General features: G+C 55.4%; 22 protein-coding genes and 1 riboswitch. Of the genes, 5 read left to right on the plus strand and 17 right to left on the minus strand.

The window, feature by feature from the left end; genetic code table 11:
- Positions 1 to 11: 11 nt before the first annotated feature.
- From L0H14_RS02970 to L0H14_RS02980, 3 genes are read right to left on the minus strand one after another with little or no spacing between them, the layout of a single operon-like run.
- Positions 12 to 647, minus strand: coding sequence for an alpha/beta hydrolase (locus tag L0H14_RS02970; RefSeq protein ID WP_301418335.1), 636 nt, complete (start codon positions 645 to 647; stop codon positions 12 to 14).
- A 6-nt stretch (positions 648 to 653) separates the two neighbouring features.
- A complete protein-coding gene (locus L0H14_RS02975) occupies positions 654 to 1,787 on the minus strand; it encodes a homoserine O-acetyltransferase (RefSeq protein ID WP_301418333.1) in 1,134 nt (377 codons plus the stop codon).
- A gap of 16 nt (positions 1,788 to 1,803) precedes the next feature.
- Positions 1,804 to 3,141 carry an O-acetylhomoserine aminocarboxypropyltransferase/cysteine synthase family protein gene (locus tag L0H14_RS02980; protein WP_301421379.1) on the minus strand — a complete coding sequence of 446 codons (1,338 nt, stop codon included), beginning with the start codon at positions 3,139 to 3,141 and terminating at the stop codon, positions 1,804 to 1,806.
- A gap of 75 nt (positions 3,142 to 3,216) precedes the next feature.
- Positions 3,217 to 3,328: riboswitch (SAM riboswitch) on the minus strand.
- Between the two features lie 146 nt (positions 3,329 to 3,474).
- Between L0H14_RS02980 and L0H14_RS02985 the strand changes: the two genes are divergently transcribed.
- On the plus strand, positions 3,475 to 4,569 hold the full coding sequence (locus L0H14_RS02985) for a hypothetical protein (protein ID WP_301418329.1): 1,095 nt from the start codon (positions 3,475 to 3,477) through the stop codon (positions 4,567 to 4,569).
- 141 nt (positions 4,570 to 4,710) lie between these two features.
- Positions 4,711 to 5,355 (plus strand): VOC family protein, encoded by a 645-nt coding sequence (locus tag L0H14_RS02990; protein WP_301418327.1) that lies wholly within the window; start codon positions 4,711 to 4,713, stop codon positions 5,353 to 5,355.
- Between the two features lie 116 nt (positions 5,356 to 5,471).
- Here L0H14_RS02990 and L0H14_RS02995 read toward each other — a convergent pair whose 3' ends face one another.
- Together L0H14_RS02995 and L0H14_RS03000 are read right to left on the minus strand one after the other, a co-directional pair.
- On the minus strand, positions 5,472 to 6,359 hold the full coding sequence (locus L0H14_RS02995; RefSeq protein ID WP_301418325.1) for a VOC family protein: 888 nt from the start codon (positions 6,357 to 6,359) through the stop codon (positions 5,472 to 5,474).
- A gap of 307 nt (positions 6,360 to 6,666) precedes the next feature.
- Positions 6,667 to 7,353: a hemolysin III family protein gene (locus L0H14_RS03000; RefSeq protein ID WP_301418323.1), complete on the minus strand. Its 687-nt coding sequence runs from the start codon at positions 7,351 to 7,353 to the stop codon at positions 6,667 to 6,669.
- Between the two features lie 528 nt (positions 7,354 to 7,881).
- Here L0H14_RS03000 and L0H14_RS03005 point away from each other — a divergent pair.
- Positions 7,882 to 8,715 carry a phosphotransferase gene (locus L0H14_RS03005; protein ID WP_301418321.1) on the plus strand — a complete coding sequence of 278 codons (834 nt, stop codon included), beginning with the start codon at positions 7,882 to 7,884 and terminating at the stop codon, positions 8,713 to 8,715.
- Here the strand turns inward: L0H14_RS03005 and L0H14_RS03010 are convergent.
- The 11 genes from L0H14_RS03010 to L0H14_RS03060 form a co-directional block, all read right to left on the minus strand.
- A complete protein-coding gene (locus L0H14_RS03010) occupies positions 8,712 to 9,776 on the minus strand; it encodes an FAD-binding oxidoreductase (RefSeq protein WP_301418319.1) in 1,065 nt (354 codons plus the stop codon). The genes L0H14_RS03005 and L0H14_RS03010 overlap by 4 nt on opposite strands.
- A 107-nt stretch (positions 9,777 to 9,883) precedes the next feature.
- Entirely contained in the window at positions 9,884 to 11,356 is a 1,473-nt protein-coding gene (gene gatB / locus L0H14_RS03015) for an Asp-tRNA(Asn)/Glu-tRNA(Gln) amidotransferase subunit GatB (RefSeq protein ID WP_301421380.1), read from the minus strand.
- Positions 11,353 to 12,627: an amidase gene (locus L0H14_RS03020; RefSeq protein ID WP_301418315.1), complete on the minus strand. Its 1,275-nt coding sequence runs from the start codon at positions 12,625 to 12,627 to the stop codon at positions 11,353 to 11,355. Before L0H14_RS03020 ends, gatB begins: the two co-directional genes overlap by 4 nt.
- Complete coding sequence (gatC, locus tag L0H14_RS03025; RefSeq protein ID WP_301418313.1) at positions 12,627 to 12,893, minus strand: Asp-tRNA(Asn)/Glu-tRNA(Gln) amidotransferase subunit GatC; 267 nt, start codon at positions 12,891 to 12,893, stop codon at positions 12,627 to 12,629. The genes L0H14_RS03020 and gatC overlap by 1 nt, the downstream gene beginning before the upstream one ends.
- On the minus strand, positions 12,886 to 13,425 hold the full coding sequence (locus L0H14_RS03030) for a GNAT family N-acetyltransferase (protein ID WP_301418311.1): 540 nt from the start codon (positions 13,423 to 13,425) through the stop codon (positions 12,886 to 12,888). Before L0H14_RS03030 ends, gatC begins: the two co-directional genes overlap by 8 nt.
- A complete protein-coding gene (locus tag L0H14_RS03035; protein WP_301418309.1) occupies positions 13,419 to 14,486 on the minus strand; it encodes an inositol monophosphatase family protein in 1,068 nt (355 codons plus the stop codon). The genes L0H14_RS03030 and L0H14_RS03035 overlap by 7 nt, the downstream gene beginning before the upstream one ends.
- On the minus strand, positions 14,483 to 16,690 hold the full coding sequence (ligA, locus tag L0H14_RS03040) for an NAD-dependent DNA ligase LigA (protein ID WP_301421381.1): 2,208 nt from the start codon (positions 16,688 to 16,690) through the stop codon (positions 14,483 to 14,485). Before ligA ends, L0H14_RS03035 begins: the two co-directional genes overlap by 4 nt.
- Positions 16,691 to 16,697: 7 nt before the next feature.
- The gene (locus tag L0H14_RS03045; RefSeq protein ID WP_301418305.1) at positions 16,698 to 17,420 is read right to left on the minus strand and encodes a PP2C family serine/threonine-protein phosphatase; all 723 of its coding nucleotides are present in this window, start codon (positions 17,418 to 17,420) and stop codon (positions 16,698 to 16,700) included.
- A complete protein-coding gene (locus L0H14_RS03050; protein ID WP_301418303.1) occupies positions 17,420 to 18,577 on the minus strand; it encodes an adenylate/guanylate cyclase domain-containing protein in 1,158 nt (385 codons plus the stop codon). Before L0H14_RS03050 ends, L0H14_RS03045 begins: the two co-directional genes overlap by 1 nt.
- The gene (locus tag L0H14_RS03055; RefSeq protein WP_301418301.1) at positions 18,574 to 19,113 is read right to left on the minus strand and encodes a PH domain-containing protein; all 540 of its coding nucleotides are present in this window, start codon (positions 19,111 to 19,113) and stop codon (positions 18,574 to 18,576) included. Before L0H14_RS03055 ends, L0H14_RS03050 begins: the two co-directional genes overlap by 4 nt.
- 28 nt (positions 19,114 to 19,141) lie before the next feature.
- Entirely contained in the window at positions 19,142 to 19,873 is a 732-nt protein-coding gene (locus L0H14_RS03060; RefSeq protein ID WP_301418299.1) for a biotin--[acetyl-CoA-carboxylase] ligase, read from the minus strand.
- A 74-nt stretch (positions 19,874 to 19,947) separates the two neighbouring features.
- Between L0H14_RS03060 and L0H14_RS03065 the strand changes: the two genes are divergently transcribed.
- Entirely contained in the window at positions 19,948 to 21,567 is a 1,620-nt protein-coding gene (locus tag L0H14_RS03065; protein ID WP_301418297.1) for an acyl-CoA carboxylase subunit beta, read from the plus strand.
- Positions 21,564 to 21,770 (plus strand): hypothetical protein, encoded by a 207-nt coding sequence (locus L0H14_RS03070; RefSeq protein WP_301418295.1) that lies wholly within the window; start codon positions 21,564 to 21,566, stop codon positions 21,768 to 21,770. Before L0H14_RS03065 ends, L0H14_RS03070 begins: the two co-directional genes overlap by 4 nt.
- Positions 21,771 to 21,823: 53 nt before the next feature.
- Here L0H14_RS03070 and L0H14_RS03075 read toward each other — a convergent pair whose 3' ends face one another.
- Positions 21,824 to 22,096, minus strand: coding sequence for a hypothetical protein (locus L0H14_RS03075; protein ID WP_367618697.1), 273 nt, complete (start codon positions 22,094 to 22,096; stop codon positions 21,824 to 21,826).
- Between the last annotated feature and the right edge of the window lie 176 nt (positions 22,097 to 22,272).

Consider the following 22,272-nt stretch of genomic DNA (forward strand, 5'->3'; position numbering starts at 1 on the left):
GCAGGGTTTCGCTACATGTGTTCGTTGAGAAACGTCATGAAGTGTGCGATTTCCTGCGGGTGAATGCCGTGACCGATCCCGTTATAGGTACGTTCTTCGAGATTGACGCGTGGTCGTAGCCAGGCACCAGTTTCCGCGATCCGATCGGATGCTACGATCGGGTCGCCTGGGTCATAGCCCCAAAAGAAGGGCTGCTTGGTTGCGGCAACCTGGTCGTCCTGGAACAGGGATTGCAGTTCAGGTGTGCCAGTAGCGTCCACAACAAAGCCTGAGAGACCAATAATGGTCGCGTATGCGCCCGGCCGCATGCGCATCAGCGACGTAGCCATGGCCATGCCCTGGGAGAATCCGAGCAGAGATACGCTGCGATAGTCGGAAGCTACGGATTGCACCCAGTCATCGAGCTGCTTCACCGGAGTAACGATGTCTTGGCCATTGGCTTCAAGCTCGGTCGAGATCGGAAACCAGCAGTAACCCCCGAAGTGTTCTGGCAGTTTTTTGGGTGCTTGCACGCTCGCGATCGTATACCGGTCGTCGAAAGAATTTCCCAGTGGGACCAGATCATTTTCGTCTGCTCCGAACCCGTGGAGAAAGACAACGAGATCCGATTCGGGGCGGGGTGTTTCGTGCGACCAACGAACGTGCATGCTTATTCAGAGTCCTAACGTATCGATCATGGCATCAGCTACCTGGTGTAGATCTGTCAAAAACCCGTCGTGGCCGATGGGCGAATCGATCAGGTGCACCGGAGTGTGAGGCCCGAAGTCAGCGGCCAATTGGTAGCTCTGTTCTGGGAAATATAGCCTATCCGAGTTGACCGCCACAATGAACGGTGTTGCGGTAATCCCGGAAACAGCAGCGGCCTGTCCCCCACGTCCTCGACCGACGTCATGCGACATTAAGGCTTCCGTAAGCGCAACATAAGAATTCGCATCAAACCGTACGGCCAGATCTTTGGCTTTGTAATCCAGATACGACTCGATTTGATACCGGCCGCTTCGCTCAGAAACCGGTGAACTCAGTGGGTCTTCCTCATTCTGGAATTTGCGCCCAAAACGAGCGTTCAGTTCTGATTCAGAGCGGTAGTTAATATGGGCGATACGACGGGCGATTCCGAGTCCTTGTACGGGAGCGGGGCCGTCATAGTAGTCACCGTTGTTGAAGTTCGGGTCCAGCCGGATGGCTTCAACCTGTGCTTGAGCAAACGCGATTTGCTCTGCGGTGGAATACCCACCACATGCGATAACACCTACCCCTGCCACACGAGCTGGATACATTGCTGCCCATTCAAGTGCACGCCCGCCGCCCATGGAACCGCCTATTACCGCGTGGAACCGTTCGATTCCCAAGATATTGGCGAGTTTGGCTTCGGCATTGACCGAGTCCCGAATGGTAACAAATGGGAATCGTGCACCATAGGGCTGCTGGTCTTCGTCTAAGGATGAGGGCCCTGTCGAACCGTAGCAACCACCTATCATGTTGGTGGCGATGACGAACCACTTATCCGTGTCGATAGGTTTACCCGGGCCAACGAGATATTCCCACCAGCCGGGTTCGGGTAGCTGTGCAGACGAGGCAACGTGGCTATCACCGGTCAAGGCATGCTGAATGAGTACCGCGTTAGTTTTTTCAGTGTTGAGTTTGCCCCATGTTTCATATGCGACCTCGACCTGCGGCAAATACCCACCGGTTTCAAAATGCAGCTCACCGATAGCTACTGTCTTGAGGGCAGATCCTGCTGCCACATAAGTTGCCGGGTCGGTCACAGATTCAAGATCCAATGACATGACCTTTCACTCCTTGTTAAACAGCTGCAGCGGCGGCAAAGCCGGACTGCAGGTCGTCCAAAATGTCTGTGATATCTTCCAGGCCAACCGAAAGTCGTACTAGCCCGGGGTTGACACCCGCGGCAAGCTGTTCTGCTTCGGAGAGTTGAGCGTGGGTGGTGGTGGCAGGATGTACAACCAGGGAACGCACATCGCCGAGGTTTGCAACCAGTTTGTGCAATGTCAGAGATTCCGCAAACTTTTGGCCTGCATCCTTGCCACCTGCGATGTTGAAGGCAACGATGCCGGAGGTCCCGTTTGGCAACAACTGCTGCGCACGGTCGTAATACGGTGAGGATTTCAAACCGGCGTACTGCACGCTTTCGACTTGTGGATGCGCCTCGAGCCATTCGGCAACACGCTGAGCGTTCTCCAAATGGCGCTCCATCCGCAGTGACAGCGTCTCTAGCCCGAGGTTCAGTAGGAAGGAGTTGAAGGGCGAAGCGGAATTACCCAGGTCGCGCAGCAATTGTGTGCGTATGCGAAGGATGTAGGAGAGGTTGGCCCCTAGTGGCCCATTTGGACCAAAATCGGTGCCGAAAACTACACCGTGGTAGGACTCGTCTGGCTCATTGAACCAAGGGAATTTATCCGGGTTTGCGGTCCAGTCAAAGTTCCCAGAATCAACAATCACTCCCCCAACCACGGCGGCATGACCACTCAGGTACTTCGTGGTGGAGTGCACAGTGATATCGGCCCCATGCTCGAAGGGACGAAATACCGTCGGTGGGGTCAACGTTGAATCGATAATGAGCGGGACCCCAGCGTTGTGTGCCACATCGGATACTGCGCGAACATCGAGTACATCAGCCTTTGGGTTACCCAAGACTTCAGCAAACACAGCTTTGGTGTTTGGTTTGATGGCATTGCGCCACTCATCCAGGTCTTCTGGATTCTGCACAAAAATAGTCTCAATGCCAAGCCGAGGAAGCGTGTGTTTAAATAGGTTTTGTGTACCGCCATACAACGACGTAGACACCACGACAGAATCACCCGCGCCAGCAACATTTAGCACACTCAGTGTGGTTGCAGACTGTCCTGAGGACAGTAGAACTGCACCGACGCCGCCTTCGAGTGCTGCGATTTTGTTTTCAACAGCATCATTGGTGGGGTTGGTGAGTCGCGAGTAGATAGGACCCAGCTCTGACAGCCCGAATCTTCCGGCTGCCGTAGCCGTATCTGGAAAGTTAAAACTCGTTGACTGATAAATGGGCAGTTGTGTTGCCCCAAAGTCTGTGTCTTCGACCATCCCGGAATGAATCTGACGGGTAGTCAATCCCCAGGTGGACTGGTCGGTGATATCACGTTGTGTCAATGCAAAGACTCCTTCTGAATTTCAAGGGGTCTTTCAACGCTACGTCTACCGCGCAGGTTATATGACGTGCGCGAAGACCCGCGCTTGTCCCAATTTGCCATGAGACCTGGTCCTCACCCGGGGCACCCCACCGCGGAGGAGGGTTGCCGGTCAGTAAGCCGGGGCATTACTACTGACACTCGTGACCAATACCCACTACTATGCCAGAAAAAGCCTCGAATGGCGACTTACCACCGAGCGGCGCCAGACGACTCTCTCACTTTAAGCCGGTAGCAACGAATTGGACGGTTTTGAACCCTGCAAAAGCTGGATTACTCGTTGTAGTGTTGATGCATGGAACAACTCGGATACTTTGATGACATCACAGCTGATGACTTGAAGGCGATGGCTGCAGCCACAGGCCCGAAGGTCACTATCTATCTGCCCACTGCACCTCCGCAACATCAACCGCAAGACACGGCCACACGTGTCAAGTCGCTGGTGAACGAGGCTCGTCGAAAACTCGTCAATGCTGGCGTACCCGAATCAGATGCCAAAGACATGATGGCATCCTTTGACGCAATAGCCACCGATGCTCCTTTCCTACGCCAGCAAGGAGAATCCCTTGCGCTATTCGCAGCGAAAGGACTCAACCTGGTCTACCGCTTGGGGGTCCCGGTCGCCGAATATACTCACGTTGCCGAACATTTCGTACTTCGCCCGATCTCAGAAACTCTAACGAAATCCCACTCGTTCTATATTCTCGGTGTTTCGCAGAATAAAGTTCGCTTACTCGACGCCACTAAAGATTCCGTCGTTCAACTAGATCTGCAAGACATCGTTCCTGAATCGTTCGAGGAAGTTACCAACACGGATGATCGCCAGGCGACGCTGCAAAATCGCTCCGTGGGCAGCAATGGCACTATGTTCCATGGCCATGGCGGCATCGCTGATAGTCAAGATGCCGAAGTATCTCGCTATTTCCACAAGGTCGGCGACTCGCTCGGTGATCTCTTGGGACGTGCTCGTTCCCAGCCGATGGTCCTGGCTGGTGTCGCAGAAAATGTGACTGCTCTGAAAGCTTCATCCTCCTACCCTGTTGTAGCAGAGGATTTCATCTCAGGTAATCCAGACTCAGTATCTAATCGCGAACTCCAGAAGTCTGGTTGGGAAGTTGTTCGGCCCCACTTCGCGGCAAACGATGACGCTGCATTCGGTCGATTCGCAGATGTCTCCGGTACGGGCCTTGGCGAAACTCAACCGGATGTGATCCGTGAAGCAGCTGTAGCAGGTCGTATCGATACCCTATTCATCAATCCATCGCTCAACGCCTCCGACGGTACCGGCGATGTGAATACGGCAATTCTGCACACCAAACTAAATTCAGGCGATATCGTGATCATCTCTGATGGACGCGTTGAAAACGTTGCCGCACTCATGCGCTACTAAATAAGACAGTCAAACAAACTTGCCCCTCGGTTTTGAAACCGAGGGGCAAGTTTGTTTTAGTCATCTTCACAAAGTGTGGCTTTAACCCCATTTCATGACTTATTTCATTTTCATGGACTGAAGCGTGAAAAACTGTTGACTATGCGCTTGGATCATGTTTCTTATGCTGTAGGTCCCGAAGGACTCGTTGCTACCGCTGACAAAATTGCTCAGCAACTCGGTATCAACTGGGTCAATGGTGGTATCCACCCGCGCTTTGGGACACGTAATCTCTTCTTCCCGATGAAAAACCGTCAATACTTTGAAATTGTTGAAGTTCTCGAACACCCAGCAGCTGAAAAAGCACCGTTCGGACAGGCCGTTCGTGCCCGCTCGAAAATGGGTGGAGGCTGGATGGGCTGGGTCGTCTCTGTTGATGACATGACGCCTTTCGAAGAACGTCTCGACCGCCGTGCCGTACCCGGCGGGCGCACATTCCCCGACGGTCGCACACTGGAATGGGAGCAGATCGGTATCAAAGGCCTCATCGCCGATCCGCAGGTGCCCTACATTCTGCGTTGGCTCGAGGACACCGAAGATCTGCACCCATCCCAAGCAGAACCGGCAAACGCCTCGATCGAATCCATCACAATCGCGGGGAACCGACCACGCGTACGTGATTGGTTGGGTCTGGGCGACACCGATGAGCTTGTCGACGACCTCAACATCAAATACTTAGCCCCCTCAGGGACGCCCGGGATTGCAGAAGTATCCTTCTCGACGCCCAAGGGCACCGTCACCATCTAATACTCTCCAACCTGTGTCGCTTGCCAGCTTCGTATGCTCGGCTTCGACACTGAGCGGATAAAGCGACCATGACATCTCACGTCATGGTCGCTTTCGTCTACCGTGAGTATTCGACTCTAAGCTTCCGAGGTTTGTAATCGCAGGACATTCGCCCAAGGGTCTTCGAATCGCAGGGTGTGGCCGTCATCAGCGACTTTAACGCCGTAATGCTGAACTCTTTCGGCAACCTCACCAATCTCTTCCTTGGTCGGCAATACGATATCGATCTCGCCAAGGCCGAGGGTATTATCGCGGCGGCCCGAGCCACTGCTGTTCCAGACGTTCATAGCCATGTGGTGGTGATATCCGCCGGCGCTAACGAAAAGGGCACCTGGAAAGTTAGCTTGTGTAGCGTCGAAGCCGAGCCAATCTACATAAAATTTCTGTGCCCCTTCAAGGTTTCCAACCTGGAGGTGCACATGCCCAATGGTGGCATCACCGATTGCTGGATTGCTCATGGCTTCTTCAGTCATGTAGTCCTGAAGGTACTGGTTGGGGTCTAGGAAGAGGCTATCCATTTCCACCTGTCCGTGAACCCAGCTCCACTCGCTGCGATCGCGGTCCCAGTACAGTTCAATACCGTTACCTTCCGGGTCGTTGAAATAGAAAGCCTTGCTCACGAGATGGTCAGAACTGCCGGTAAAGGTATTAGGCGCGTATTGTGCTACCGAATACACCGCAGCCGCCAAGGCAGTTTCTGTTTCAAACAGTATCGCTGTGTGAAACAAGCCCGCTGCACGTGGGGAAGCGTGCTTGAGTTCTGGCGAATGTTCCAGAATAACCAGCGGACGGTTTCCTCGGCCGATAATGGCTGACGGACCCTGCTGATCGATGACGTTCAGAGGTAACGCCTGAGTATAATACCGAATCATGTTATCGAGGTCAGCGACTTTCAAGGTCACCGCCCCCATTTCTGTTTCAGTGGCAAGGCGGGTCTTCGTCTGGGTCATTCCATCCTGAGTCATATCTGTTCCTAAACTATGGCGTCGAAACACACGCGTTTCATGAGTACATGCGTTCAAATTTGAAGCATTTCACTTACTATAACTCACTTGCTGCGGAAAGTATTCCGGCAGTGGTGAAGAGCATACGGAACACGTCGATCGCGTGCTACGCCGCGCAGAACCTCAGTAGTTGATCAGAACGCCAAAGTACTTGAACCTTCCGCCCCGGGACTACATCATCAAGGCACCTTCGAGGATAAGCAAAGGCGTGATGCCCACGGTTACATAGTGTTTTAGTACGTCTGACGCAGAAGTGAAGGTCATTCCATCACCAGGATGCCACGATCGCTAAAAAGTGTAGCGCCCACCCGATGACCGTACAGACGTGAAAGGCTTCATGGAATCCAAAGGTGTATCGAAACCAATTCGGTCGTTTTAATGCATAGATCAGCGCGCCGGCGGTATACATGAGCCCTCCTAGGACTACGAACCACACGACGGCACTTCCGCCGGCATGGTAGATATCCGGGAGGAACCAGATCGCCACCCACCCCAGTACCACATAGATCGGGACATATATCCACCGCGGTGCAGAAATCCAGAACTGTCGCACGGCAATGCCCAAGAAGGCGCCTGGCCAGATAATCCCTAGGAGCAAGGCTCTTGTGTCTGGTTCGAGCAGTAGCACCGCCAACGGAGTGTACGTGCCAGCAATGAGTAGATAAATATTGGAATGATCAATGCGTCGAAGAATCGCCCGACGAGTGGGCTCCCAATTACCAAGATGATAGACAGCCGATGCTCCGAAGAGGACGACTGAACACAGGACAAACACTGCCACACTGAGCCGATCGTAGAGTTCAGCGGGTTGCGCAACTGCTATGAGGCCGGCTATCAGAGCCACTGGTGTAGCGATCAGATGAATCCAACCCCGCAGCAGTGGTTTCTGGACGACAGCCGGAACAGAATCCTGCTGAACATCATTGACAGAGTCGGCCGCTTCGTGAGACGTCATGTGGTTTTCCTTCGTATCATTCGGTCACGCTCCTCTGTATAAGGATTCGACCCTGCGGCTAAACCAAAATCTGAACAGTTTCTGGCCTCTTCCCAGGTAATTTTGCCGAATCGTGCTCATACTTTGTTCACTCTGTTGTAGCGCTAATGAGGACCGCGGATACTTCCACTCTAATGATCTTGTCCGCATTCACGCCGATGCCGCTACATGTTCTGGACATAGGGTCCTACCGTAGGCCCGATTGTTCATGGACGTGTTGATAATCAATGCAGACCAACTCGTGGTGGTTGGAGGCCAGCAAGGTACAGATGAAGCAGGCAATCTGGTCGACACAAACTTGACTGCTATACGATGCCGAAAATGGCTATGGATCAGCGTTCCAAATGTGGTGGCAAACCCGACAACAGTTACCGTGTTACAGATCCAGGGGTTCTCTAGGCCACGAATCCTGGTTGAAATCGAGGGCGCTAGCAAGGGTTTCTCACATGCCGTGAAGAGGACAGTTTCTGCGGCGTATACAATCGAATCATGCCTGCCACTCATGCTCAGAAACTGGCTCATCAGCTCCTTGATACGGTGCCCACTTCACTAGCATCGCAAATCCAGACCTATGACTGGCAGCAAGCCAAAGTTGTAGAGCGCGGCAAAGATCATGTTCTCGTGATTGCTGAAGGGCTTGCCGTCGCCCGACTGCCTCGTCGTGTTGAGCCAGAACTTGCCCGTAGGACCCGCCTGCTGGAACAACTCGAGCTGCCTTGGAAAGTGCCGACTCCCCTATCTGCTGTCGACCACGGAGTCTTGCAAACTTATATTCCGGGTTCGGCGCACGCACATCATAGCGGTAACGCGGCAACCCTGGCGGCGGTCGTAGAAACGCTGGCACAATACGACACCTCGAACTTGAGCTTAGGACAACCATTTGCCCAACGCGGTCGGATCACCGAACAGATGCTCACCCGCTTAGACACGGCCGTTGAAAACGATATGCACCGTGCGATAGCCGAGCACATTCACGCTTGGACAGACGAGGGTATGGGAGCTGGGTTAGTTCACGGCGATTTGGCTGGTCACAATATGCACTGGGTAGATGGTGAGCTTGTCGGGATTCTGGACTGGGATTACGCAGCAGTCTGGGATACAGCACTCAACGCGACCTACCTGAATCTTTGGCATGGGATTGCTTTGGAAGACATCACGGACCAGCCAAACCGAGCGCGAGTCTGGTCAGGCGCGCTTGGCCTGTATGCCCTGGCTGATGCACTGAGCTGGAACGTGTCGCCGGCTGGCTGGCGTCGGCTCAACGCAAAGGTTCAACCGCGGATCCAGTTAGCCTACGAATCGTTGCAGCACGCTGAGCCTTAGCGCAACCGACTCGGCTTCAAATCTGTCACAGCTTGCTGGCTGACCCAGTCCCCCGCTTTCGCATCGATCAAAAGATCGGCTGCAAGTTTGGCAAAGCCTAAAGCTGTTTGGAAGCCGTAGCCGGATTGTCCTGCCAACCAGAAATAACCCTGCCGTTTATCAAAACCAACGACCGGTACACCGTCGGAGGCTTCGGTGCGAAGTCCCGTCCACGCATTGCGGATCCCCGTGATGCGCAGTGTCGTATCAGCTTGGATCTCCTCGATCATCGCGGAAATATCGACGTCTCTGGGTTTCGCGTCTTCGGGAATGGATGGCTTAGCTTCTTGTGGGGAGGCTAAGACGGCATACTCATCTTCGTAGCGGTAGTAATATCCGCCGATCTTCATCACCATGCAACGGTCCATCGGAATCGCTCTATCGACTTCCAAGATGGCTGCGCTACGACGCAGCGGCGTCAGGCCTAGTGGCTCGATCCCAAAAAGTTCAGCCACCGGGTCGGCCCAAGCGCCAGCGGCGTTGATGACCGTTTGCGCTGTATACGTGTTCCGGTTTGTTGTGACAGACCAGGTCCCATTCTCGAACACGGCGTCGAGAACTCGCTCACCGAGCCGGATGTCCAGATGCTCCGCTTCTGCTACCAGCCAGTCGATCATGGCAATCGCTCTGATGCGCAACGACCGGGTGTCTAGCGATCCTGCAGTAAACCGTTGAGGCCGCAACTCTGGGACCATTGCATGCAGAGCACTGGCGCCTTGATGAATCTGGCCGGGGTACGCATGAGTGTCGACCTCAGCATCGGTACCAACCATCATGAACGACGATGGCCACACCACTGGTGTATCTAATACTCGCTGTTGCGACTCAAGCATGCTGACGGTGAGGTCAGTCAGTTCACGGACCGCTGGTGGGCCATAGCCTAAAACCAGTTGCTGGGCAGAGCGTCCTGAGGTGTGGTACGCTAATTCATCTTCGGCTTCGAGCAGTGTGGCCTGCTGACCGCGCTTGGATAGCTCGCGTCCCAGTGAGATGCCAGCTATCCCACCGCCAATAATAATCATGTTCGTATCCTACGTCTGGGGTTGTTCGGGATGCCGCAGGTGCACGCCAGTTTGCGGTCAAAAAGCGGGCAGCCCGGATTGGACTGCCCGCTACAAGTTGGCTTCAATTAGCCGATTTTTTCCAGAATGATTTCGCGGACGCGGCCAGCATCGGCTTGTCCTTTGGTCGCCTTCATAACGGGTCCAATTAGGGCGCCAACGGCTTGCATGTGACCGCCTTTGATGCGCTCAACGACATCCGGGTTGGCGGCCATCGCCTCGTCCACCGCGGTCGTCAGAGCGCCGTCGTCAGACACCACGGCTAGTGAGCGTGCTTCGACAACCTCTGTGGGACGTCCTTCGCCGTCGGCCACATAGCCTACCACCTGGCGGGCGATCTTGTCATTGATCGTCTTGTCGGCGATCAGACGTTCGATTTCGACCACATCGGCGGGGGTAACACCTAGACCTTCTGGTGAGACGCCCTTTTCATTGGCGATGCGCGCGATCTCGCCCATCCACCATTTGCGTGCTGCTTCAGCTGTCGCGCCTTCCACGATGGTCGCTTGAATTTCATCGAGTACACCGGCGGCAACGACGTCGCGGAATTCAGATTCCGAAAACGCCCACTCCTCGCGTAGACGACGGCGGCGTTCTAACGGATTCTCTGGCAGCTCAGCACGTAGGCGCTCAATCCAGGCTTCATCAGTAACGATTGGCACCAGGTCTGGGTCAGCGAAATACCGGTAGTCATCGGCATCAGATTTTGGTCGTCCGGACCGAGTAGACCGGGCTTCTTCATCCCAGTGACGTGTTTCCTGAGTGATAGATTCGCCCGTGTCTAAAGCTTTGGCCTGACGAATGATTTCAGATTCCACGGCAGCCGCGACGGCGCGTGTGGAGTTCACGTTTTTGGTCTCTGTGCGGGTACCAAAAGTTTCAGATCCAATCGGCATCACCGAGACATTGGCGTCACAACGGATGTTGCCGCGTTCCATGCGGGCATCGGATACGTTCAGTGCTTTGACGATGTCTCGGATGGTGGCCAGGTAAGCACGAGCGAGTTCTGGTGCACGTTCGCCTGCTCCGGTGATGGGGCGCGAGACAATTTCTACCAGGGGCACTCCGGCCCGGTTGTAGTCAACCAGCGAGGCTGATGCATCATGGATGCGACCGGTAGAACCCATGTGTGTGAGCTTGCCGGCGTCTTCTTCGATGTGGGCGCGTTCGATTTCGACACGGAAAATTTCGCCATCGTCGAGTTCCACGTCCACGTAGCCGTCATAAGCGATGGCCGGTTCTAACTGGGATGTTTGATAGTTCTTGCCCAGGTCCGGGTAGAAATACTGTTTGCGGGCGAAACGAGATTCCGGCGCGATCGTACAGTTCAGTGCCAAACCAAGTTTGATGCCGTAATCGATACCGGCCTGGTTGATGGTTGGCAGGGTGCCCGGCATTCCCAGGTCCCCTGCGGTCACGTTGGAGTTGGGTTGATCTCCGAACGCGTTGGTGGCCGTGGAGAACATTTTGGTCGCGGTATTGAGTTCTACGTGAACTTCAAAGCCGAGAACGGGTTCGTAGGTTTGTAATGCGGTTTTCATGCTGTTGCTCCTGCCGTGGTTTCAACGACGGCGCTGATGCGGTAGACCAGTTCGTCTGCATAGGTTGGTGCACAAATGTGTACGCCGGCCACGCTTGCAGCGGGCAGGCCTGCCAATGAGGCACCGATACCTGCGTTGGTGGATTCGAATTCTTCGCCCTGTTGTATTGCCGCTGGTACGGCAATGGCATCAACGGTGTTAAACGCGGTGTTGTATTCGTTGATGATGGCTGTGCGGATCTTTTGTGCCGGATAGAAGTGGGAGTGAATGATCCCCGAGGACAGCATGTGTGTCCCGACGATAATGCGGCGCTTGGTTTCGTACCCGAATCCGGCACCGCGCGATGCCATGATCACGTCCTGGACCGTGCCGTTGTCCGGAGTAACGCGGTTCCCAAAGCGAATGCCGTCGAATTTTGCCAGGTTGGCTGAAAATTCTGCGGCCCCGATAATATGGGCTGCCTGAGATGCCTGTGACAGGGTATCCATGGTGATCTCAGTCGTGGCGATTCCAGCGTCTTGCAGGGTTTTCAAACCGGTCTGATATGTTGCCCAGGATTCGACAGAGACGTTGGCTGGTTGTTCATTCAGCACGCCAACGGTGCTGCCTGAGATCGCTGAATCAGCGGAAAAGTCCCAGTCGTATTCCACGCTGGTCGGGTCCAATTCGTCTGACCCGACCATGACTTCGTGCAACGCTTTAGCATCAGCGGTATTTCGTGCAATCGGCGTGACAGTGTCCATCGAAGAGACGGCTGCAACGAGACCGAAGCGCGAGATCGCACCGTAGGTCGGTTTGACGGCGACGACGCCGGTTTCTGCAGCAATTTGACCCGCTGTGCCTGCGGTATCTGACACCACTGCGAAAGGCGCTTGGTGATTGGCTACAGCTTCGTGAGCTCCTGAGTCTTGTCCCATACCGAATTCGGAAACCCGAGCCTTGGCCAGAATTGGTAAGCCGGCTGCTCGTAGGCGCGCCACAGCGGTGGCTTCATAGGGGGCAACCCAACCGTCGAGGTAAGCGGATCCGGCAGCAGTTGGCATGTTCTCAGTGACCAACACATCCGACAGGACTACCGGGACACCAGCCAGCGAATGATCATAGTTGCCGGCATCGACGTCTGCGGCGGCAGCTAGTGCGTCGTCAGCGTTAATGTAAACGAATGCGGTCGAGGCTGCATCCAGGTGGGCTTGTACGAGCTCGACGGCCGTTGTTTCACCGGCACGAAGTTTTGCCGCCATTTGGGTGGCAGTCAGTTGTGTGAGATGCATTATTCTCCGTCCAGGATTGCGGGAACCATGAATTGTCCATCTTGGGCTTCTGGGGCTGCTGAGAGCGCCTGCTCGTTGGACAGCTCGTTCGCGACGACGTCAGCGCGGAGCTTGTTGGTGACGGGCAGCGGGTTAACGGTGACTGGTAGCTGGTCATCTGCGGTCACTGCCAGCGAAGCAATAATCGGGTCGAACTCTGTGATCAGACGTTGACGATCTTCCTCCGTCAGGGCTATATGGGCGGTCGCTGCTATGTTGTCAACCATGATTCTCCTTTACTAGATGTCCTAAGTTTAAAGGGTGGACATAGACGAAGAAGGTTTCAAGTCCTTGTTCGTAGTCCACGATACCGGCGGTGTATAGATTCCAATCTCGGTCTGGTGCACGTTGGAACCCTAAGCTGGTGTACATCGCCTGGGCGGTGGTCATTGAGGCCATGGTGGTCATGACCACCTGGGAAAGGTCGTTTTTTCGAGCGTAGTCCAGCACGAACTCCACTAGCGCACGGCCAATGCCCTGACCTTGGTAGTCCGGGTGGACGGCCAACATGCGAAATTCGAGTTCATTGCCGTTGGCAACCTCGATCAATGATGACCCGGGGGTGGCGATATTCACGCTACCGGTTATTTGACCATCAACGTCGGCAACGAAAAGCTGTGCTGCACGAGCTTCAATATCCGTCAGTTGTGCAGCGTATGGATCTGAAGCGGCGACGTGTCCAGATTCGACATATGCTCGATATGTCAGTTCCGCAACGGCGGGATAATCTCGTACCGTAGCAGGTCGGATGGTTACCAACGGACCTCTTTCAACTGCTGCTTCAGTGCCTCGACGCCATCGGCTGGGCCAGTTGCCGTGACGGTCACCATGCCTGAGCTGATGACGCACTCCACGGTGAAATTTTTAACTGTCCAGGCACGGTCCTGTCCTCCGAACGCAGCGGCCTGTTCCTGAATCCAGCCCGCCGGATCATTGGTATCAACTGTACCGTTGAGGGTGGTTCGCCCAATTGGATGCTGCGGATCCAGGTCCAGCTCGGGGTGCGGGATGCCGATATCGCCGGCGAGTGTCCAGTCCGGTGTGGTGTCAGACTGGGGCCAGGCTGCGCGACGCACGGGTACACCGGCTTCTTCTGCTATGAGTGCACCTGCGGCCCAGTCATATTCCTGCAAACCGTATTCGGCATAGGCGTCCAGAGTGCCGTCGGCCACTAAACAGAGGTCCAGTGCGGCCGAACCCGCTCGGCGCATATCCGCGAAGTCGCCGTCGCCTAAGATGCGCTGCAATTGTTCAAATTGGAATACCCGACGTGCGGAATCATAGGCGAACCCAGAAGCTAAAAGACGTCCTGATCGACCCAACACAGGCCCGGCTAGTCGAACTGGTTCTGCAGGACGACCGGTGAGACCGACATCCAGCGGCCCGTCAATCGAGGTGTAGGCGCCTGATCCTGCCGCAGCCCACCACGAACGACCCAGAGCTGGTGCGACAATCGCTGCGGCAATCCATTGTCCATGGTATTCGACTGCCACCGAGGAACAGTAGTGCGGTAGCCCACGAATGAAGTTCGTCGTGCCATCTAGCGGATCGATTGACCAGCGGTATCCGCTGGGTTCATCCACGGTTGTGGCGCCATATTCTTCGCCGTATATTTCGTCGTGTGGTCGGTACGATTGCAGCACGAAGCGAATCGCGTCTTCGGCTTGCCGATCGAAGTCGGTAACCCAGTCGGAACCAGAAGATTTGGTTTCTGCGCCCAAATCTTCAATGCCTAACGGTGCAGTGTTGTCTGGACGCCGGGCTAGTTGGGCGGCACCGGCCTGTGCTGCAGCTCGTGCAACCGCTAAAAAAGCCTTCATCGTTCTCCTGCCAACAGTTCGGTGAATCCTTGCTCATCTAATACTGTCACGCCCAGTTCCTCAGCGCGTGTGAGTTTCGATCCGGCGTTACCACCGGCAACCAGGTAGTCGGTATTTTTGGAAACCGAACCGGTGGATTTACCGCCGCGCGAAAGGATCGCTTCCTTTGCCGAGTCACGAGTGTATTGCTCCAGCGTTCCGGTAACAACGATGGTCACGCCCTCTAACAGCGTTGAGTTTTCGGAAACTTCATCGGCCATGGTCACCCCGGCCTGCGCCCAGGCATCGATGATGGCTAGGCGCCAGTCGGTGGCAAAGAATTCCATGACTGCTGTGGCAATGACTTCACCAATGCCGTCGACGTAGGTGAAGCGTTCGTAGTCTTCTGCCAATGCTGCCGTACGGAGGGCTTCCATGGAGCCGAAAGATGCGGCGATCGCTCGGGCCGCGGTTGGGCCAACGTGTCGAATGGACAGGGCTACAAGTACGCGCCACAGTGGTTGCTGTTTGGCTTTTTCGAGTTCCTCAAAGAGCCGCTTGGTGTTGGCTGTTGGGTTGCCACTCCGGGTGTAAAAGTAGGGCACCTTTTCCCAGCCGCCTGTTGGTTGGCCCTTGGAACGTTTTTGGCGCCATACGTAGACATCCGCCAGCTGCGCTTTCAGCGCCTCATCGCCGGATTCAGCCAATTCGAAGAGTTGGGCGTCGGAGGTTAATACACCTGCGCCGGTGGGTTCAACAACACCGGAATTCTCTGCCGGGTCGGGCCCGGGCCCATTGGTGAGCCAGGTGGCGGCTTCTTCGCCCAGAGCCTCGATGTCGAATGCTCCGCGCGAGGCTGCGTGTTCGATGCGACCGGTAAGTTGTGCCGGGCAGCTTTCGGCGTTTGGACAACGAAGGTCGACATCGCCTTCTTTCATGGAGCGCAGTTCAGTGTCACACGCAGGACAGTTGCTGGGCATCACAAAGTCGACGGCGTCGTCGCCACGCAACGGCATGACTGGGCCTACGATTTCTGGAATGATGTCGCCGGCTTTGCGCAGCACCACGGTGTCACCAATTTTGATGCCTTTGGCTTTCACCACATCCTGGTTATGCAGGGTGGCCATCGATACGGTAGAGCCATCCACAAACACCGGTTCCATAACCGCATAGGGAGTGACTCGTCCAGTCCGTCCGACGTTGACCAGGATGTCGAGCAATTTGGTGTGCACTTCTTCAGGCGGATATTTGTAGGCCACCGACCATCGCGGCGTCCGCGAGGTATAACCAAGTTGCTGCTGATAGGTCACGCGGTCGACTTTGACGACGATGCCATCGATTTGGTGGACGAGGTCATGACGGTGTTCGCCGTAGTAGCTAATGTAATGCTCTACTTGTTCGGCGACCTCGTCAGATGTCCCATGGAACAGTTTGGTATATGGCGAGACGGGCAATCCCCACTGCTGTAACAGGTCATATGCCTGGTGTTGAGAAGTGATGGTCGTCCCGGAGACGATGCCTAGCCCGTGGACAAACATGGCCAGCGGGCGTTTGGCTGTTTCAGCCGGATTCTTTTGTCGTAGCGAACCTGCAGCAGCATTACGCGGGTTCGCAAAGGGAACCTCGCCGGCTTCTACACGCGCTTCGTTGAACTCGGTGAAGTCCTTGATCGGCATGAACACTTCGCCGCGCACTTCGAGCTGTTCTGGGATATCATCGCCGACAAGACGGTTGGGGATTTCTTTGATGGTCAAAACGTTACGGGTCACGTCTTCGCCCACTCGGCCATCGCCACGGGTTGCGGCCCGAACCAAGGTCCCGTTCTCGTAGACGAGGTTGATAGCAAGGCCGTCAATTTTCACTTCAGTTAACCAGCCGACATCATCGCCAGCCCCTACACGCTGCAGTCCCCCACCGACCCGACTGAACCATGTTTGTAGCTCACTCACCGAGAAGACATCTTCCAGCGAGTACATTTGGCTGAGGTGTTCAACCGGAGAGAATACTGCGTTGCCACCGACCTCTTGGGTTGGTGAATCACCGGTCACAATCTGGGGATGTAAGGACTCGAGATCTTCCAGTTCACGAAATAATGCGTCAAACGCGGCATCTGAAATTTCCGGGGCGTCATCAACGTAATAGGCACGGCGGTGGTAGCGCACCTGGTCTTTGAGCTCTTCGTATCGTTCCAGCAGTTCAGGATCAGGAGTGTTCACACCTGACATTGTACTGCTATTGCTCCGTCACTTCGGCGACGAGCACTGTGATGTTGTCTGAGCCATCGGTCTCCAGGCCGAGTTCAACCAGCTGATCTGCAGCATCCTGCACCGATGACGCTGATGCCAGCACCAATCCGATTTCCTGGTCTTCGACTTCACCGGTCAGCCCGTCAGTACATAGGAGAAACCGGTCGCCAACTTCGGCGTCCAGGAGGACGACGTCGGCAAGTAACCGCAACGAGGATCCAACAGCTCGAGTAATCACGTTGCGTGCCGGATGTTCACGCGCTTCTTCTGCGGTGAGTTGGCCGAGCCGGACCATCTCGGCCACCGCAGAATGATCCTGGGTCAACTGGATGAACGCTTCGTCATTGGCCCGGTAGCGATAGGTCCTGGAGTCTCCAACGTTCGCTACCACCAGTTGGTCTTTGTCCTGGTGGAACACGTTGGTTAACAGAGTCAACGTGGTCCCTGCTCGCCCTTCGGCTATGTCATATACGGCGCGATTCGCCTGGGTGAGCCACTCCTGTAAGCTGGCCAGTTCTAATGGCTGGGTATTTTCTTCCCAGGCTTGGCGAAACGTCTGGACAACGGCCGCTGAGGCGAGTTCGCCTCCATCGTGACCGCCCATACCGTCTGCGACCAGGAACAGCCCATCGCGCACCAGGTAGGAATCTTCGTTGAGGTCTCGTACGTGCCCCACATGTGTAGCAGCTGCAGCCGTAAAGCTATACATTAGTCAACCTCTATCCCATCTCCGGCGCCGCGCAAGAGCATTGATGGATTAATCGGACCAAATCCACGTACCGATTGCGGCGGTTGTGGAATAAGAATATACCGTTCGTCGTCGGCCAGAACGTTTGCGGTGAGCTGGTCCACCAACACAGTCCCGGGGTCGGCCAGTGCAGTCAAGCGGGCCGCCAAATTCACAGTGGGCCCATAAATATCGCCCAAGCGGGAGAGCACACGACCCCACACCACAGAAACACGAGCCGAAGGAAGCACCGGGTCTTCGCTCAGCGCCTGCGATAACGCCAAGCCAATGTCGGCGCCGGCTTCTGGGGTTTCCGCGTTGAAGAGCACTTCATCACCTACGGTTTTGACCAAGTGCCCACCACCGACCGCGATGATTTCGGCACAGGTTTGTTCAAATCGCTGCACCATTTGCGCAAGCGTGCGCTCGCTCATCGTGCGAGAGAGCGCCGTGTAGGAAACCATATCGGCGAAACCAACGGCCCGCGCTAACGGCAACGGCGCGTCATCTTCTGTACCGTCGCGCCCTTCTTCCGATGCCACTAAGCCTGCTTCGACCCGTACGGTCAGGCGTTGCAGTGCCGAATTCAGTTGTCTGCGGTACGAGTACGTGACTACGTCTTCGAGTGATTCGATCACCGATGGCAAAAGACGGACGACCTCACGCCGAGCCACTGGATCTGAAAGCTGTTCTGCGTTCATCTTGTCTTCAACCAGCGCTTCAATCTGCCAGACCACCATGCGGTCGGTCATCTGGCCGATTGAACGAGCCACTGAAATGGCGGTTTCTTCGTTCAGGACATCTTCACGCACCAGTTCCACGATTGTGGCCATTGCTGCCACATCCTGCTCAGTAAACATCTTTTCATCGGCTTTAATATTGGGAAAGCCCATCGCACGCCAGATCTTGCGAGCCGAGACCACAGAAACACCCAGTTCCTTGGCGAGGGCTCGTGGGGTCAAATAGCGCGGGCCGCCGATGAGTTCCTCGTCGAGCACCTTGATCGCTTGGGTCCAGGTTTCAGAAAATGGCTCGGCATCTCCGAGGTCAGCAGATGTCGGTGAGCCCGATTGGACAATGTCCAGGGGCTTGGTGGGTGTGGGATCCGTGTAGATACCATCGGTTGAATCGTTGCTCACATGCCCCTACTTTCACTGAGCGGACCGCTGGTGTACCGACCATAGGAACCAAACCGTTCTGTATCGACCAGCGTCTGAAATTCTAAAACTTTTGGGATGTCATGCAATACCCACGTTTGACCGCGGGAGTTCATCAAATGTAGATCCCCGGATCCTTTGCGACGCTGACTGCGTGACTGGCGAACTTGTAGCGAGACGAGCGAGTGCAGGGCAACCCAGTGGCGTTTGACCGCGATAGCTCCGAGTTTATGTGCCACCCGGTGAGTTGTGATTTCATATCGAGAAACCAACCACTGCCACACCGGACGTACCACGCTCAGAAACACGCCGATAGCGATGAGTCCAAGACCAATAGTGGTCAAGGTCGTCGCTGCGGTTCGCAGAAATTCTGGCAGGGCGTAGCTGGATAACACACCCGAGATGAAACCGGCCGCGGCGGCCCAGAGCACCAGATTCCAGGCAGGCCGAACTAGCACCGACGGGTGCGCTCGGGTGCGCACCAGCAGGTGTTCACCTGTCACATAATGTGATCGCATGCCCCTCCTTGAAACCAATAGCACCGCGTCACGCAGGGCGTAAATGCACAATATCTGCGGCGAAAACTTCGTGCACCGCTTCGTCTTGTATTAATAGGCTACCCGTCCTTCCCAGACCAATAGCCGTTCCGACAACATCTTTACCATCCGGCAAGATCGCCTTCACGCGCTGCCCGATCGTTAACATGGTCGGTTCTACACGCTGTGCAACCGGATCAGCGACAAATTCTTCTACCGCATCCATCACCTGCTGGCGGGCTGTCTTCACAAAGTCTTGTGCCGCCAAAGTCACACCGTAGTCGGCCAGCGCAGCAGCGGTATCCACGGCTCTGGTTTCGCCAAACTCTAAGTTGGTGCCTATACCAACCACCACGGTATTGGTTTGAGGTAACCACTGCGCCAAAATGCCGCACAGTTTCCTGCCATCTGCACCCAGCACATCATTGGGCCATTTGACGCCGGCATCCACACCAAGTTCACGAAACCATCGCACCAACGCGTCGGCAACCACGAGTGTTAGCATGCCAAGCAGCTGCGGCTCAAGGTTGGGACGAAGGACCAGGGACATGGCGGCAGCGGTGCCAGCCGGGGTATCCCAGTGGCGATCCAGTCTACCTCGCCCGGCCGTCTGGTTGTCTGTTGCGAACACGTCCCCATGAGCAAAATCTGTGTCAGCAGCTACAACAACGTCCTGAGTGGAGGCTACTTGATCAGCCCAATACACGCCTGAGGCGATCCATCGATGGTCCTTTTTCGCCACGCACTACAACCTTCACAAAATACAACCGGTAGTATTATCCACGATACAGGCCATACTCTACCCTGGAGGACCCGTTGACCAACCCCGAACGCACTGGTGAAAACCTGGGTGTTACCACCCCGGACATCACTACGACGGCTGGCAAACTTGAAGACTATTTCCACCGGCGCGAAGCAGCAGTGTTGCCGACTGGACAAGGACCCGTCGATCGCCAACACTCCCGGGGCAAACAAACCGCACGCGAACGCATCGACGCCCTGCTGGACGACGACTCTTTTGTCGAATTCGACCAGCTGCGCACCCACCGGACCACCGCGTTCGGTATGGACGCCCGTCATCCAGAAGGCGACGGCGTCGTCGCCGGCTACGGCACCATTGACGGTCGTAATGTGGCAGTTTTTGCACAAGACTTCACCGTCTTTGGGGGTTCGCTGTCCAAGGTCAACGGCGAGAAAATTGTTAAAACCCAGGAATTTGCTGCAACCAATGGTTTCCCGCTGATCGCTATCAATGACGGCGGTGGCGCTCGCATCCAAGAAGGTGTGGATTCGCTGGCCATGTTTGCTGATATCTTCCGCAATAACGTGATGGCTTCCGGAGTGGTCCCACAGATCTCTATCATCATGGGACCTGCCGCCGGCGGTGCAGCCTACTCGCCAGCCCTGACAGATTTCGTGGTCATGGTCGATCAAACATCGCACATGTTCATTACGGGTCCTGATGTCATCAAATCGGTGACCGGTGAAGAAGTCGACATGGAAACCCTGGGTGGTGCTCGTCAGCATAATGAGACCTCCGGTACTGCCGCATATATGGCAGCCGATGAACAGGATGCCTTTGACTGGGTCTCTGAATTGCTGGATTACCTTCCAGCCCACAACTTCATCTCCCAGGAAGCCACGTTCCACCAGGATCTAGAAACTACCGTTGACGATCTGGCACTCGATACCATCATCCCGGATTCAGCCAACCAGCCCTATGACATGTTGGACGTTATTGCCACCATCGTCGATGACGGCGCGCTCCTGCAAGTACAGGAACGCTACGCTCCCAACATCATTGTTGGACTGGGTCGCATCGAAGGACGCACCGTTTCCGTGGTTGCCAACCAGCCATCCCAGTTGGCCGGCACCTTAGACATTGCTGCCTCCGAAAAAGCGGCACGGTTCGTGCGCTTCTGTGACGCCTTCAATATTCCGATCGTCACCCTTGTCGACGTCCCTGGATTCCTCCCGGGCGTGGACCAGGAGCATTCCGGTATTATTCGTCGTGGCGCCAAGCTCATTTATGCTTACGCTGAGGCTACCGTCCCAAAAATCACAATCATCACGCGCAAGGCCTTTGGCGGCGCGTACATTGTGATGGGTTCTAAGAAACTCGGTGCCGATCTCAACCTGGCATGGCCGACAGCACAGATTGGCGTGATGGGCGCACAGGGTGCCGTTAATATTTTGTATCGTCGTGATCTCATCGCCACAGAGGAAGCCGGCGACGATGTCGAAGCGCGTCGCGCTGAGTTGATCGAGGACTACGAAACGGCACTGCTGAATCCGTACGAGGCAGCAGACTCTGGATATATTGATGCAGTCATTGCCCCGTCAGAAACTCGTGCTCAGGTGGTTCGTGCACTTCGCGCCACCGCAGCGAAACGTCAATCCCGTCCTGCCAAGAAGCATGGAAATATCCCTCTATGACCACGCAACCTGAATCCACCGGCATTACAGTCCACGGCACACACCTGTCCGAAGAAGAAACCGCCGCCCTACTGGCAGTCGTTAACACACAACTGATCGACACTCCCCCGGCACAGCCGCCTGTTGATGATGCGACTCAACGTCGGGTCACCTCGACCTGGACTGACGTGGAATCCTGGCAGTCCTTGCCGAAAGGCCACTAAGCTAGGCTGTTCTGCCGTCATTTCGTCCGGTCTTGGCGAATAATTGCCTGAGCTTATGTAGTTGACATATTGTCATGTTCATCTGGTGCATTCGCGGCAAAATTCACCATCCCGGGGGATGCCCCATCGCCCACTGCCATTGCCTGCAGAATGTTGCCATAGCCGGCACCAAGATGCCTACAATAGCGCAGTAACTCAGAAAAGCCGATGATATAACCCAGTGCTGAGTCCCTGAGGATAATCACAAACTGCGCGACCAAAGACGGCAGCATCGCTACGAGCGATTGTGGGACTTCTACGACTCGAAGCGATCCTGTCGGCGTCATGCCCACAGCCATGGCCGCTTCACGCTGCCCTTGGCAGCGATCGCACCCCGAGCGCAACAATCACCGCATAATAAGCAGAGTCCGGGGCCGGAGGTCCCACGACAATACAGACCTGGCCGGCTGGTATTTCCACACCTATATCAGTGAGCGCTTGAAACGCCCCAAACAGCACAGCA

This window comes from Yaniella sp., from assembly GCF_030453185.1.
Lineage (GTDB): Bacteria > Actinomycetota > Actinomycetes > Actinomycetales > Micrococcaceae > Yaniella.